General features: G+C 50.5%; 12 protein-coding genes. 4 read left to right on the top strand and 8 right to left on the bottom strand.

The annotated features are described in order from the left end of the window. Nucleotides 1–20 precede the first annotated feature (20 nt). The gene (locus tag D3H65_RS30305; RefSeq protein WP_119053898.1) at nt 21–1,709 is read left to right on the top strand and encodes a RagB/SusD family nutrient uptake outer membrane protein; all 1,689 of its coding nucleotides are present in this window, start codon (nt 21–23) and stop codon (nt 1,707–1,709) included. A 43-nt stretch (nt 1,710–1,752) separates the two neighbouring features. Then, nucleotides 1,753–2,625 carry a PKD domain-containing protein gene (locus D3H65_RS30310; RefSeq protein ID WP_162915882.1) on the top strand — a complete coding sequence of 291 codons (873 nt, stop codon included), beginning with the start codon at nt 1,753–1,755 and terminating at the stop codon, nt 2,623–2,625. 231 nt (nt 2,626–2,856) lie between these two features. Here the strand turns inward: D3H65_RS30310 and D3H65_RS30315 are convergent, their stop codons facing one another. Beyond that, on the bottom strand, nt 2,857–4,068 hold the full coding sequence (locus D3H65_RS30315; protein WP_119053900.1) for a PQQ-dependent sugar dehydrogenase: 1,212 nt from the start codon (nt 4,066–4,068) through the stop codon (nt 2,857–2,859). Nucleotides 4,069–4,287: 219 nt separating this feature from the next. Between D3H65_RS30315 and D3H65_RS30320 the strand changes: the two genes are divergently transcribed. Together D3H65_RS30320 and D3H65_RS30325 are read left to right on the top strand one after the other, a co-directional pair. Then, nucleotides 4,288–5,091, top strand: coding sequence for an SDR family oxidoreductase (locus tag D3H65_RS30320; RefSeq protein WP_119053901.1), 804 nt, complete (start codon nt 4,288–4,290; stop codon nt 5,089–5,091). 63 nt (nt 5,092–5,154) lie between these two features. Further along, a complete protein-coding gene (locus D3H65_RS30325; RefSeq protein WP_119053902.1) occupies nt 5,155–6,066 on the top strand; it encodes a helix-turn-helix domain-containing protein in 912 nt (303 codons plus the stop codon). Nucleotides 6,067–6,095: 29 nt separating this feature from the next. Here D3H65_RS30325 and D3H65_RS30330 read toward each other — a convergent pair whose 3' ends face one another. The 7 genes from D3H65_RS30330 to D3H65_RS30360 all read right to left on the bottom strand — a co-directional run bounded on the left by D3H65_RS30330 (nt 6,096) and on the right by D3H65_RS30360 (nt 12,808). After that, nucleotides 6,096–6,305, bottom strand: coding sequence for a hypothetical protein (locus tag D3H65_RS30330; protein WP_119053903.1), 210 nt, complete (start codon nt 6,303–6,305; stop codon nt 6,096–6,098). Between the two features lie 59 nt (nt 6,306–6,364). Next, on the bottom strand, nt 6,365–7,288 hold the full coding sequence (locus D3H65_RS30335; RefSeq protein ID WP_119053904.1) for an RraA family protein: 924 nt from the start codon (nt 7,286–7,288) through the stop codon (nt 6,365–6,367). 131 nt (nt 7,289–7,419) lie between these two features. Then, nucleotides 7,420–8,538, bottom strand: coding sequence for a bile acid:sodium symporter family protein (locus D3H65_RS30340; protein WP_119053905.1), 1,119 nt, complete (start codon nt 8,536–8,538; stop codon nt 7,420–7,422). A gap of 31 nt (nt 8,539–8,569) precedes the next feature. Further along, on the bottom strand, nt 8,570–9,853 hold the full coding sequence (locus tag D3H65_RS30345; protein ID WP_119053906.1) for an amidohydrolase/deacetylase family metallohydrolase: 1,284 nt from the start codon (nt 9,851–9,853) through the stop codon (nt 8,570–8,572). A 52-nt stretch (nt 9,854–9,905) separates the two neighbouring features. Further along, entirely contained in the window at nt 9,906–10,388 is a 483-nt protein-coding gene (locus D3H65_RS30350) for a RidA family protein (RefSeq protein WP_119053907.1), read from the bottom strand. 29 nt (nt 10,389–10,417) lie between these two features. Then, entirely contained in the window at nt 10,418–11,650 is a 1,233-nt protein-coding gene (locus D3H65_RS30355) for an aminotransferase class V-fold PLP-dependent enzyme (RefSeq protein WP_119053908.1), read from the bottom strand. Nucleotides 11,651–11,893: 243 nt separating this feature from the next. Then, nucleotides 11,894–12,808 carry an SMP-30/gluconolactonase/LRE family protein gene (locus tag D3H65_RS30360; RefSeq protein ID WP_119053909.1) on the bottom strand — a complete coding sequence of 305 codons (915 nt, stop codon included), beginning with the start codon at nt 12,806–12,808 and terminating at the stop codon, nt 11,894–11,896. Nucleotides 12,809–12,810: the final 2 nt, after the last annotated feature.

A 12,810-nucleotide genomic window follows, 5' to 3' on the forward strand; every position in this document is an offset into this window, starting at 1 on the left:
AACAATTGAAATCTCTCAGCATGAAAAGAAATCATTATATCATCCTTCTTATAGTATTGGCGGCAAGCAGCCTTGCTTCCTGTAAGAAAGACTTTTTGGATGTGAAAAAGATCCCGGCCGACATGCCGATCGAGCTGATGTATAAAAGATACGATTACATACAGGGCATTGTATGGAATGCCTACAGCTATATGCCCGATGGTTTTGCCTGGTTGGATATGGAAGCGGCAACTGATGACGCCTACCATACCAACGTAAACAACCGGTCACATTCCTACAACTATGGTGTATGGAACCAGTTCGATAATCCCGAAGGCACCTGGACCGATAACTTCAAAGGTATTAACCAGGCCAACCTGTTCCTGAAACACAAGGGCGAAGTAGATCTGTCATCTATTTCCAATGGTATCGTTAACAACGATTCTGTTGCCTACAAAAGGGCCGTCAATAACCTCAGGTTCATGGAAGGTGAATGCCATTTCCTGAAAGCGTTGTTCTACTTCGAGCTGGTAAAACGGTATGGCGCCGTTCCTATTATTGACCAGGTATTGGATTATAACCAGCCATCCACCTGGAGAGGTTTGCCCAGGAACTCTGTAGATGAATGTTTCAGGTATATTGCTTCTTTGTGCGATAAAGCGGCTGTCATTATCCCCGATAGTGTGCGCACAAGTTCCTCCACCAGCTGGTATGAATCCGGAAGGATCACTTATGGAGCCATTAAAGCCCTGAAGGCAAGGGCCCTGTTATATGCCGCCAGCCCTTTGTATAAAGATGCCGGCTCTACCTTTACCTGGGCGGATGCAGCTGCTGCTGCCCGTGAAGTGATTGCGATGAATGTATTTAACCTCGATGCTTCCTATGCCAACGTGTTTGGCGCCACCAATGTCGCTTCTGCAGAAGCCATATTCTTTAGGAGACATGGTAACCAGAATGGTTTGGAAAGAAATAATTTCCCGATTGTATTTGAAGGCAGCAATGGGAACAGCGTTACCCCAAGCCAGAACTATGTAGACGAGTTTGAGGTGAAGACCGGCGCTACATCCATTCCATTCGACTGGAACAATCCCGTGCATGCTGCCAATCCCTATAGCAACAGAGACCCGCGCCTGGCAGCCTCTGTAGTATACAATGGAGCAACCTTTAAATCAACGACCATTCAAACTTACTTTGGCGGCAATAGTGGGCAGCCTAAATTAAATACTACCAAGACTGGTTATTATTTAGGCAAGCACGTTAACCCAACCGTTGACCTGCTCAACAATACCACTACTACCCACCAGTGGTTGTACATCAGGTATGCCGAAGTGTTGTTAAACTATGCCGAAGCGATGTACAATGCGTATGGCGCTGCCGGCGATCCTTTGGGTTATGGCATGACCGCCTTGCAGGCCATCAACAGGGTAAGAACGCGCGCTACCATGCCTGCCCTTACCGATCTGTCAACTGATGCGCTGGTTCATGAGCGCAGGGTTGAATTGGGCTTTGAAGGTCACCGTTGGTGGGACCTGCGCAGGTGGAAAAAAGGAGCCCTGCTCGCCAATCCCATAAGAAGCATTTCCATCACCCTCAATGGCGCCAATTTTGTGTACACCCCCACTAAACTCGAAGACAGGGTATTTGATCAGTCTAAAATGAACTGGTATCCCATTCCCCAGGCCGAGATCACCAAAACCGGCTGGGAGCAGAATGCTGGTTGGGGCAACTAAACCGATAGCAATTTTTATCATAGACATTTCAAAAATCATGACCATGAAGTCGTCAACAAAGTTCAACATACTAACAGCCATATTGCCCCTGGCAATGGGTGCTACTGTCCTTTTGGGTTGCCAGAAGGATTCCAATAACGACTATGAGTTGTATGCGCCCGTTGATAGCCTGGTGGCTACTTTTACCGTAACCCCCGTACCGGGTAATGATACAAAGTTTGTGATCACCAATACCACAAAGGGCGAAAGCGTAGGTACCAGGTGGGATGTAGGTAAAGGGGGAGGGCCCGTAATGGGCAAAACTTCCGACACCGTATTTTATCCCCTGGCCGGCACTTATTCTATTAAAATGCAGGCCCTGGATAAAAGAGGCAAATTATATAGCGCAACACCCGTAAGTGTAACAACCACCAGGAATGATCCGGCATACGACAACCTGATCAAGGGTGGAAAAATGAATCCGGGCGATGATCAGTTCTGGGGCAGGTACGATGCTACGGCCAATAAGATCGTGTGGACATTGGCCAACAACGCTTATACGGCTACTACTGCTACAAGACCAGTTACTGCTCAGGTGAATGGTGGTACTTACCAGGCTGTGCAGGTGGTGGCCAATAAAATATACCGCTTCACCACCAATATTTCTTATGGAGTAACCCAGGATACCTGGGTGGAGGTATATTGTGGTCAGGCCGTGCCGGCAGATGGTAAGGACTATGCCGATAACAAGCGGATAGGCTTTATTAATTGGGGCACCTGGACAGCATTTAATGGCACCCGCACCTTTGATGTAACATTTGGATCAAGCGGAACCATTTATGTAGTGATCAAGGCGGGTTGCAATGCTTCTGCCGGGCATTTCAGCACCCAGGGCATCAGTATTTGGAATGTTGATTTTCGCCGCATTCAGGAGTAATGAACGAATGTTGTCACCCTCAGTAATATCACCCTGAGCAATGTCACCCTGAGCTTGTCGAAGCCAAAGGGTGGGTCGCCCTTCGGGGGGCGGCTCACCCTTCGAACGCGGCTCACCCTTTGGACGCGACCCACCCTTCGAACGCGGCTCACCCTGATCTAAAGAAATCGTTTATAACAAAATGGCCTCCCTGTTGTAAAAACAAGGAGGCCTTTTTGTTAAAGCCATATCTTATTGGCGGCTGATCCGGTACAGCGTACCCGAATCCGTCACTACATAGAGCATTTGATTGTAACAAGCTACATCGCGGATGCGTTCTTTCTTATCTTCCAGCAACCTTTCTTCTCCTACTACTTTATTGTCTTTGATCACCAGCCGCGTAAGCTGCGTGCTGCTGAGGCCCGATATAAACAGGTTGCCTTTCCATTCCGGTATCGCGTCGCCCTGGTAGAAACAGATACCGCTTGGCGAGATCACAGGGTCCCAGTAATACACAGGTTGTTCCAGTCCCTCTTTTTGCTGTATACCCTTGCCCACTGCTTCACCGCTGTATTCAATGCCATACGTGATCTCGGGCCAGCCATAGTCTTTACCAGGTTTTATCAGGTTGAGCTCATCACCGCCGCGGGGACCGAATTCTGTTTCCCACAGTTCATTCGTGTAAGGATCGAAGACCAGCCCCTGTGGGTTACGGAAGCCGTAAGCATAGATCTCCGGCATAGCGCCTGCCTTCTTCTCAAAAGGATTGCCGGGAGCAGCTTTACCCTCTTTGGTAATACGGAAGATCTTACCCTGGCCTGCATGGAGCTGCGGCGCCAGCACCCTGCCATCCAGGTTCGACCGTTCGCCCGTTGACACATACAGGTAACCATCTTTTCCAAAAGCCAGGCGGCTGCCAAAATGCAGACTGCTCTTCAGCGCCGGGGTAGCCCTGAAAATAACAGTAGGGTTTTCAACCACCCCCTTCGATTCGTCCAGCTTTCCTTTGGCAACGGCAGTCAGGTTGCCTGGATCGTATTTTTCAGAAAAGGACCAGTAAATGATCTTATTCTTGGCAAACTCAGGATCCAGCGCTACATCCAGCAGTCCACCCTGGCCACGGGCCTCTACAGCCGGCAACCCCGTGATCGCTTTGGCAAGGCTGCCATCGGCATTCCTGATCTCCATGCTGCCTCCTTTGAGCGTGATCAGCAGTCTGCCATCGGGCATCGGAACGATCGCCCAGGGGCTGCTGAGCTTTTCGGCGAGTTTATCGGTTTTGTACGGCGTGGTGGTTTTAACACTCCCGATACGCGTCTGCCCGGCAAAGGCTGGTTTATAGGCGCTGTTGGGAGCTTTTGTCTCTACGGGCGGGCCTACAGTGTTTTGAGCATCGGTGGCGTTTACCAGGCAAACGAGCAATGCCGTGTTAAGCGTTATGCGATACAGGCAGGTAATCTTCATGTACTAAGTTTTATTGCTTTAATAAGTCTTTAAGGGACAGGTCTCAAATATAGCCTGACTATTGGCAAATATAAAAAAGCATCCCAACCTTCGACGACAGTTATGGTGAACGGCAGGCGGCAGGAACAATAAATTTGGATACAACATAGTCCGGTTTGGACACATCCGCTCGCCGTCACCGGCTGATCTTTGACTTGTAAATAAGCAAAAAAGAACATTATGAAAAAGACAATATTTATTACCGGCGCATCAGCCGGACTGGGCAGAGCCACCGCCCTCCTGTTTCAGGCCAATGGATGGAATGTCATCGCTACCATGCGTAATCCCGAAAAAGATACAGCCCTTGCACACCTGGAAAATGTAACACTATTGCCGCTGGATGTCACCAACCCGGCGCAGATCAGGGCCACGGTGGCCAAAGCCATTTCCCTGCACCCGGTGGATGTGGCATTCAACAATGCGGGGTATGGGTTGATGGGACCCCTCGAATCGCTCAGCGACGATCAGATCACCCATCAGATCAATACCAACTTGTTGGGCGTATTGCGCGTTACACAGGCCTTTATTCCTCATTTTAGAGAAAAGCATGGCGGCCTCTTCATCAATACTACTTCTATGGGCGGATTTTTAACCTTCCCCCTGGGTTCCGTGTACCATGCCACCAAGTTTGCCATTGAGGGCTGGTCCGAAAGCATGTCCTTCGAATTGGGTATCCACCACATCGGCATCAAGACCGTGGCGCCGGGCGGTATCATAACCGATTTTCTGGGCCGCTCCCTGGTCAATAACTCACACCCTGCCTACCAGGAAATGGAGAAAAAGATCTTCTCCAGTGTTGGTGCGATGATGGAAAATGCCTCCACGCCCGAACAGATTGCCCAGGTGGTGTACGAAGCGGCTACCGATGGCAAAGACCAGGTACGGTATGTAGCAGGTGTGGACGCAAACGCTTTATATGCCCGCCGGCTGGAAATAGGCAGCGAAGCATTCAGGCAGGAGTTGGGTAAGCAGGTAATCGGTTAATTTTGTAAAAAAGGTAACTGCCCGGAAGGCAGTTGCCCTTCACAACACTGAATAAAGGTCAATATGAAGATCGTCCATTCCATATCCGAATTTCATCGCCTGGTATCATTGCAGCCGCCATTGCATCCGCTCATCAGCATAGTGAAGGTGGAGAACATGCGTTTGCCCGGGAAGGAGGTATTGGATCATTTCTCGCTGGACTTCTACTGTGTGTCATTAAAGAAACAGGTATTGGGCAAAGTGAAATATGGCCAGCAATACTACGATTTCGATACAGGCATGATGACCTTTATTGCGCCCAAACAGGTACAGTCGGTCGACATGTCAGAGCTGGAGGACCCTGCTCCGGCTGTCGGCACAGGCTATTCCCTGTTGATCCATCCCGATTTCCTCTACAAACATCCCCTGGCCACATCGATCAAAAATTTGGGGTTCTTTTCCTATGCAGTCAACGAAGCCTTGCATCTGTCAGACAAGGAAGAAAAAAATATAGTAGATATCATGGAAAAGATCAATGAGGAGTGCCAGCATATAGACCGGCATCAGCAGGATGTTATCCTGGCACAGATCGATCTGTTATTGACCTACAGCAAACGTTTTTATGAAAGGCAGTTCATTACGCGCAAAGCCGTCAACCACGATCTGCTGGCCAGCATGGAACAACTGTTGAGTGATTATTTTGAAAAGGAAGAAGCCCTGAAAAAAGGCGCTCCCACCGTTGAATACCTTGCCGCTAAACTAAACCTGTCGCCCCATTATTTAGGCGATATGTTACGTTCCCTCACCGGTCAAAGCACCCAACAGCACATACAATTGAAATTGATTGAAAAAGCAAAGGAATACCTGACTATCACCGAACTGTCCGTCGCCGAAATTGCCTACCTCCTGGGATTCGAATATCCCCAGTCCTTCAACAAGTTCTTCAAAAAGAAAACCAATATTTCTCCGCTGGAATTCCGGCAAAACTTCAACTAACCCGGCAGGTGTTCAATCGGGTCGGCGCTTTATTGTTTATCATCCGCCTCTTCCTCCTCATTTTTTTCCGCCGATTCATTGATCTTATTCATGAGTGAAGAAACCGGGCCTTTCATATTATCCTGGGGATCAGTTTTGTGCAGTGTTTCCGGGTCGGGTGGCAGCGCCGTATCTTTATTTTCGGGGTCTTGCTGCTGATCTTTTTTCAGGTCTTTCTTTTTTTCATCTGGCTTATTCATATATACAGTTTTTGATTCTCCATAGCGGATAACAAAACTGTGCCACCGCAGCACCTCCCTCACCACGTACGCTCCTTCATAAAGTCATCCAGCTGCTTTCTGGTCATCGGCACTTTCGAAGGATTATCTTTCAGCCATTGCAAAAAATCATGGCGGATGCTATCTGTCCAGGAGGCATCGATCTGACCGGGCATATAAGTGCCGGCTTTCAATCGCGCATGTCCAAATTCATCTTTCAACGCAATGAACTCACAATAAACGATCGTTTTCTCTGCCAGGTGCGCCGGGATGAAAACCACTCCTTCTTTCTTACCCAGCACCAGGTCACCGGGAAGCGCAATTGCTCTTCCTATACGGATAGGGTAATTGATCCCCGTCATCGTCACATCTTTTAGGAAAGAAGGGTCGAAGCCTCTTACATAGCCGGCGAATCCTTCGATCGCTTCCAGCCCTTGCAGGTCACGCACCCCTGCATCGAAGATGACCCCCGTTTGCGTCTTCGCATAGATAGCATTGCCGAGATTGTCCCCGATCAGCGTACCATTGATCACTTTCGAAAAACCATCTGCTACATATACATCACCCAGCTTCAGCACATCGATAGGCCAGGAATTGGTAGCACCGATCCGGCCTTCCGCTTTTCCCTTTGCTTTGATGATGCTGTCCACATCCGGGCGCGAAGGCATGAATTGGGCCGTGACCACCCGGCCCGCCAGCACTTTTTCCGGATGCACGTTCTTCCAGCCCGACTCGAATTGATTATTGTAGCCCAGGTTCTGCAGATATTGCCAGCAATCTTCGAGCGAAATATTCGCCAGCCTTTTGATCAGGCTGTCCGATACTTTAGGCCTGCCGTCGGCAAAGCGTTCACCTGTCCATTGGCCCGTGAGCGCTATCAGCTGTTCCTTGGGCATCGCGATCTGCTGTGCAGCCAACTTCCCGGCCAGCAGCAATACCGGTATAAAACAAAATACTTTTTGCATACTTCTTTTTTTCACCTGGTGTTTATTCAATGTCGTTTATTGAAGCACAGTGTCAGGCTGAGCCTGTCGAAGCCTTACTCCCTTCTCAACCTATCAACTTTCCAACCTTTCAACCCTCCCCCTCGTTGCCTCTATGCCTTCTCCTCTCCCGGCGACTTCCGATGCCAGTAAGAAGCCAGGATCGACCCTGTCACATTCATCAGCGGCCCGAAAATGGCAGGGGCCAGGCCCACCGTGGCAATCTTGCCCATGGCTTTCGCCAGGCCCGAAGCTAGTCCGCCATTTTGCATACCTACTTCGATCGCAATCGTGCGGCAATCCCGCTCACTCATTTTAAAGAGCCGGCCGCTCCAGTAGCCAAGCAGGTAGCCCGAAAGGTTATGGACCAACACCAGTAGTACCAGGGCAGGACCGATATGCAACAGGCTGTCGCGGCCCGCAGCCGTAATGATCACAATGATGAAGGCAATCCCCGCCATAGAGACCTTAGGCATCGCTCTGTCCAGCCAGCCCGCTTTGCCGCTGAACAGTTTATTGAAGATCAGTCCGGCAAGGATGGGCACGATCACCATCTTGAAGATGTCCAGCATCATGTCTACGATATTGATCTTGATAAACGCGCCCGCCAGCAGGTTCATCAGCATCGGCGTTACGAAGGGCGCCAGCATCGTAGAGATCGCGGTGATCGTCACCGATAGCGCCAGGTTGGCCTTGGCCAGGTACGAGATCACGTTCGAGGCCATCCCGTTGGGCGAACAACCGATCAGGATGATCCCCGCAGCGATCTCCGGGTGAAACCCGCTGATATTGGCCAGCGTAAAACCCACCAGCGGCATAATGATAAAATGACTGATCACACCGATCAGTACCCCCTTGGGCATTTTTACCACCCCTGCAAAATCATGAAAGCTCATCGAAGTGCCCATCCCAAACATGATGAGCTGGATCAGCGGCGAGATCAGCACCGCAAACTTGAATCCATGGTACGATCTGAAGTACTGGGGATAAAAAAGCGCCGTGGTGACCGCTGCAAAAATGATCACCGTATACGAAAACCCTTTTAGGAGATTGTAACCCTGGAAGCCAATGGCTAGTAACAAAAAGAACAGGATGTAGAAGGGACCCGCAGTTTGTACGTTCCCGAATACCGTGATACCAAGCGCCACAAGCAGCAGGAGGAAGGACAGCCAGATAGCTGTCCTTAAGGCAGGATGTGTGTTTTTAGTGATTACTGTTCCGTGTGAGGACATGCTTTGTTGTTTTATTTCCCTACGTTGAGTGTTAATGGTTGTTGTCTGTTCTTGTACTGCCTTGCCTTTCCGTACGCGGGGGATAAACAGGCGTGGCGATACCATTCAGGTCATACACGATCTTTCCATTACGGATGGTCATAGCACACTCAAGTCTCCGGTTGCCTTTTATCTTGTACCCTGTATGATCATAGAACCCGAATTGGCCTTCCCGCAGGTGCAGGATGGCTACATCTGCTACACTGCCGGGCGATAGGTTACCCAGTTCTTGCCGTTTGATGATACGGGCTGGTGTAACCGTACTGGCCCGGATCACGGCAGCCAGGTCCATACCCAGTGCCAGGAAGGTAGATAGCACATTTAGCTGGTCCTTCATGGCATTGTTCATACTCGAGCTATGAATGTCCGTGCTGATGGAAGAAGGATAGAATCCCTGTTTCAGCGCCGGGATGGCCTGCGAAAAACGGAAGCTGATGCCGCCATAGCCCACATCGAAGAAGAGCCCCTTTTGGCGGGCTTCCAATACAAAAGGTTTCAGTATGCCCGTGGTTTCATCAACGATCGCTTCCCGGCTTTCTCCCAGGTTGGCATAGGCATGCGTGAAAATATCGCCCGGGCGAAGATGCTGCAGGAACAATTCCTTCAACGATAGCGCAGGCCTGCTGCCGCCAAAGTCGATCATCACCGGAACATCTGCCAGCCTGCCTGCGGCCACCGCACTGTCTACAGGCCCCCAGGCAGGTCCTGTATAATGCGCCACTTTGATGCCCACAATATCATTGCGGTTGGCGGCGGCTACCTGGGCGATCATAGCAGGGCTCATATCTTCCAGGTTTTGTTCATAAGCCCCGCCACGCATGCCTTCTCCCATCACGTTGAGCATCGCCAGTACCCGCGTCTTCGACCGGTCGATGATATTTCTTTTGAACAGCGCAAAGTTCTTCCAGCCCGCGCCGCCGGCATCCACCACCGTGGTTACTCCCACACGGAAAGTGAATCCATCAGGTGGCAGCGCATCGGGTCCATTGCTCAGGTACCGGCCGGCTTCCGTGCCGGCGAATACATGCGCATGTAGATCGATGAGTCCCGGCGTAACGTAGAGACCCCTTGCATGCACTACCTGTACCGCCTGCCGGGTGTCGATATCCCTGGCCACACGCACGATCTTCCCATCATGGATGGCCACATCGAACAACCCATCGACATGATTTGCTGGATCGATCACATGGCCACCCTTAATGACAATAGCGTAGGGCTGCGCAAAACAATAGCCGGTTACCAGCAGTAACATCGATAGGATAAATAATGGCTTCATCTTCCTTTATTAGAAGTTGTCAGTAAAACGCTTTTCCAAAGGCAGGACTCCCTTAGGAGCCTGCTATCGCGATACAATCCATTTCAACCAGCGAGTCGCCCGGAACACCACCTTTGGCAACAGCTACCGTTGTACGAACCGGCGGGTTGGGACCGAAGCGGCCTTTGTACACTTCATTCATGCCTTTGTAATCGGCAATATCATTCAGGAAGACAGTTACCTTCAGCACTTTATCCATCGAGGTGCCGGCCTTGATCAACTCCTTCTCCAGTTCTTTCAGCACGATCTCCGTATGCGCCTTGATCTCGAAGGGCGCTTCGTGCGCGCCTTTACCGGCAATATAGACCAGTCCATTATGTTTGGTATGGCCGGAGAAGAGCGGCACATTTTGCTCATAAGTGATATTCCCTGCTTCTTTTTCAGTTGAATGGGTGCCTGCTTCAGAATGGCCGGCTGCTTTTGCCACGGTACTCACACCGGCGATACCTGCTACCGATGCCAGTAATTTTTTCAAAACGGATCTCCTTTGTTGCATAAACTATATTTTAGGTTGAATAAAAAATACTACACCACTGCCGCACTCAGTATCTCTTTCACCCGTCGCGCCACGATCTCCACCTGCTCCGGTTTCAGCAATACCACGCCGATAGACAATTTATCTTTTCTGCCCGCAGCAAAAATGCTGGGTTTGCCGGCCAGTAATTGTTTGGATACTTCTTCCGGTGTGATCTTTACTTTTTGTTGGTTCCAGCTCACCGTCATACCAGGGAAATTGTTGGCCTCACTATCGGGAAGACGTGTCTCTGCCACAACCGTTGGAACAGCTTTCAAATAATCGCCAATGAATTGTATGCGGTCCAGCCAGTCCTGCCATTCTTTTTTATGGTCTTTTTGAAGATATATTTTCAACGCAGCGTACATACCAAAGATCTCTTCTTTGTTCACCTTCATAGGGCGACCGATGGGCGACTCATGCGGACTATGGTTCAGCCGGGCCGCTTCGATCAGGTCTTTTCTTCCAAATAGCAGTCCGGCGCTTTGCGGACCACGGAGCATCTTTCCGCCGGAGAACGTCACCAGGTCAAAGCCCATTTTCTGAAACCGGAACAGGTTCTCCACCGGTGGTACATCTGCCGCCGCATCGATGAAGGAAGGGATATGGTGACGTTTACAAATGGCCACAAATTCTTCGCGCGTAACACTCGATTCATCCGCGGCGTTGAAGAACAAGGCCATCACCGTATTGGCATTGATCGCTTTTTCCATTTCCTGTGGGCCCACTACATCCACGATCTTCACACCACAGGTGGTGATCTGTTGATCGAAGAGGTAGCGGTGTGATTTCTGCATGATCACTTCTTTCTGTGGCCCGGGAAGATTGGGCAGTGCTTTGATCTTTTGCGGGTCCTTGCCCGTAATACAGGCGGCCGTGCCCAGCACCATGGCGCAGGCTGCGCCTGAAGTCACCATCGCTGCCTCGGCATGCAGCATCTCTGCGATCCTGGCGCCTGCTTTTTCCTGCAATTCATACATATTGGCAAAATCACCGGCAGTCGATTGGATCGCTTCCAATACTTCCGGCAGCATCAGCGAGCCCGACAGGAAGGTCATCGTTACCAGCGCATTGATGATCGGCGTAACCCCCAGTTCCGTAAACAGGTTGGTAGCAGGATCAAAATCGCTGGTGTAGGCCGCCCTTGCAACAACGTTGGGTGGCGCAGCAAACAAAGATTCCATGGGGACCGCTGCTGCCACTGGCAGCAGCGTTAAGTTCCTGATCAATTCTCTTCTTTTCATATAAAAAACATTAGAGTGTGATTCAATGTCGTTGAATTAATAGCCGAATGTCACCCTGTCGGCTGTCAGCCTGAGCCTGTCGAAGGCGGCTAAAGGAGCTTGTCGAAGGGTAGTCGGCTGTCAGCCTGAGCCTGTCGAAGGCGGCTAAAGGAGCTTGTCGAAGGGTGTCGGCTGTCAGCCTGAGCCTGTCGAAGGCTGTTTAAGGGTGGGTCGCCCTTCAGGGGCGGCTCACCCTGCTCTGATTTATTTTTTTCGCAGCATCTGCCATTCCCGCCCCGGTTCGTCCACCCGGAAGCATTCAATATTGCCTCTGTCCATGAGTGTTACAAAAACCGTTTTGCCATCCGGCCCCCCAAAGGCCAGGTTGGTAGTCCGTTTACCGGCCATCGGTATTTCCCGCAGGAGTTGCCCTGCCGGTGAGATCTGCGCTACCACCCCTTTGCCAAAGCGTGTGAGATAGATATTGCCCTTGATATCACAGCGCATACCATCTACCGTATGATCCGGGAATTGGATCAGCACCCTTCTGTTGCTGATGATGCCTTCCTGTAGATCATAGGCCCAGATAAACTTGCCGCCATTCACGTACAGCGTCTTTTCATCGGGACTTACCTCGATGCCATTGGCAGCCCCTTCACGCACACTATCCAGCAGGGTAATGGTACCATTTGGGTCGATCCGCCAGATACGCCCATTGTCGGCCTTGAAATCAGGGTCCGTGGCATACAGCCTGTCTTTACTATCGATGGCAATATCGTTGGGCTGGTGCATCCTGGGTTCATGTGCCAGCACAGTAACAGCAAGCGTAGCAGGATCTACCTTCAGTATCTTATGTCCCGTGTAATCGGCAATCAGCATAGTACCATGACTATCGAAACGGATGCCATTGCCCGTGCTGCCTGCAGGAAGTGTAACATAGATGGATGCCGTACCATCGTCCTGCACCTTGCCAATCGTACCCTGCTTCTGAAAGTTCACCGCGTACAACACCCCGTTCTTGTCCACCGCCGGACCTTCCACATCACTCGTAAAACTATTGACAGGCGTAAGCACCGTAGCTTTGAACAGTTCAGGTGCGGCCTTTTGTTGTCCACAGGAACTCAGCCCGCATAAAAGAGCGAGGGCTGGTACCGTAATGAATTGAATGTTTAATTTCATGA

The organism is Paraflavitalea soli, assembly GCF_003555545.1.
Lineage (GTDB): Bacteria > Bacteroidota > Bacteroidia > Chitinophagales > Chitinophagaceae > Paraflavitalea > Paraflavitalea soli.

Excerpts from the sequence above, each read along its gene's own strand:
- D3H65_RS30360 (WP_119053909.1), bottom strand. The coding sequence starts at position 12,808 with ATGAAATTAAACATTCAATTCATTACGGTACCAGCCCTCGCTCTTTTA.
- D3H65_RS30315 (WP_119053900.1), bottom strand. The coding sequence starts at position 4,068 with ATGAAGATTACCTGCCTGTATCGCATAACGCTTAACACGGCATTGCTC.
- D3H65_RS30355 (WP_119053908.1), bottom strand. The coding sequence starts at position 11,650 with ATGAAAAGAAGAGAATTGATCAGGAACTTAACGCTGCTGCCAGTGGCA.
- D3H65_RS30345 (WP_119053906.1), bottom strand. The coding sequence starts at position 9,853 with ATGAAGCCATTATTTATCCTATCGATGTTACTGCTGGTAACCGGCTAT.
- D3H65_RS30305 (WP_119053898.1), top strand. The coding sequence starts at position 21 with ATGAAAAGAAATCATTATATCATCCTTCTTATAGTATTGGCGGCAAGC.
- D3H65_RS30335 (WP_119053904.1), bottom strand. The coding sequence starts at position 7,288 with ATGCAAAAAGTATTTTGTTTTATACCGGTATTGCTGCTGGCCGGGAAG.
- D3H65_RS30340 (WP_119053905.1), bottom strand. The coding sequence starts at position 8,538 with ATGTCCTCACACGGAACAGTAATCACTAAAAACACACATCCTGCCTTA.
- D3H65_RS30310 (WP_162915882.1), top strand. The coding sequence starts at position 1,753 with ATGAAGTCGTCAACAAAGTTCAACATACTAACAGCCATATTGCCCCTG.
- D3H65_RS30325 (WP_119053902.1), top strand. The coding sequence starts at position 5,155 with ATGAAGATCGTCCATTCCATATCCGAATTTCATCGCCTGGTATCATTG.
- D3H65_RS30350 (WP_119053907.1), bottom strand. The coding sequence starts at position 10,388 with ATGCAACAAAGGAGATCCGTTTTGAAAAAATTACTGGCATCGGTAGCA.
- D3H65_RS30320 (WP_119053901.1), top strand. The coding sequence starts at position 4,288 with ATGAAAAAGACAATATTTATTACCGGCGCATCAGCCGGACTGGGCAGA.
- D3H65_RS30330 (WP_119053903.1), bottom strand. The coding sequence starts at position 6,305 with ATGAATAAGCCAGATGAAAAAAAGAAAGACCTGAAAAAAGATCAGCAG.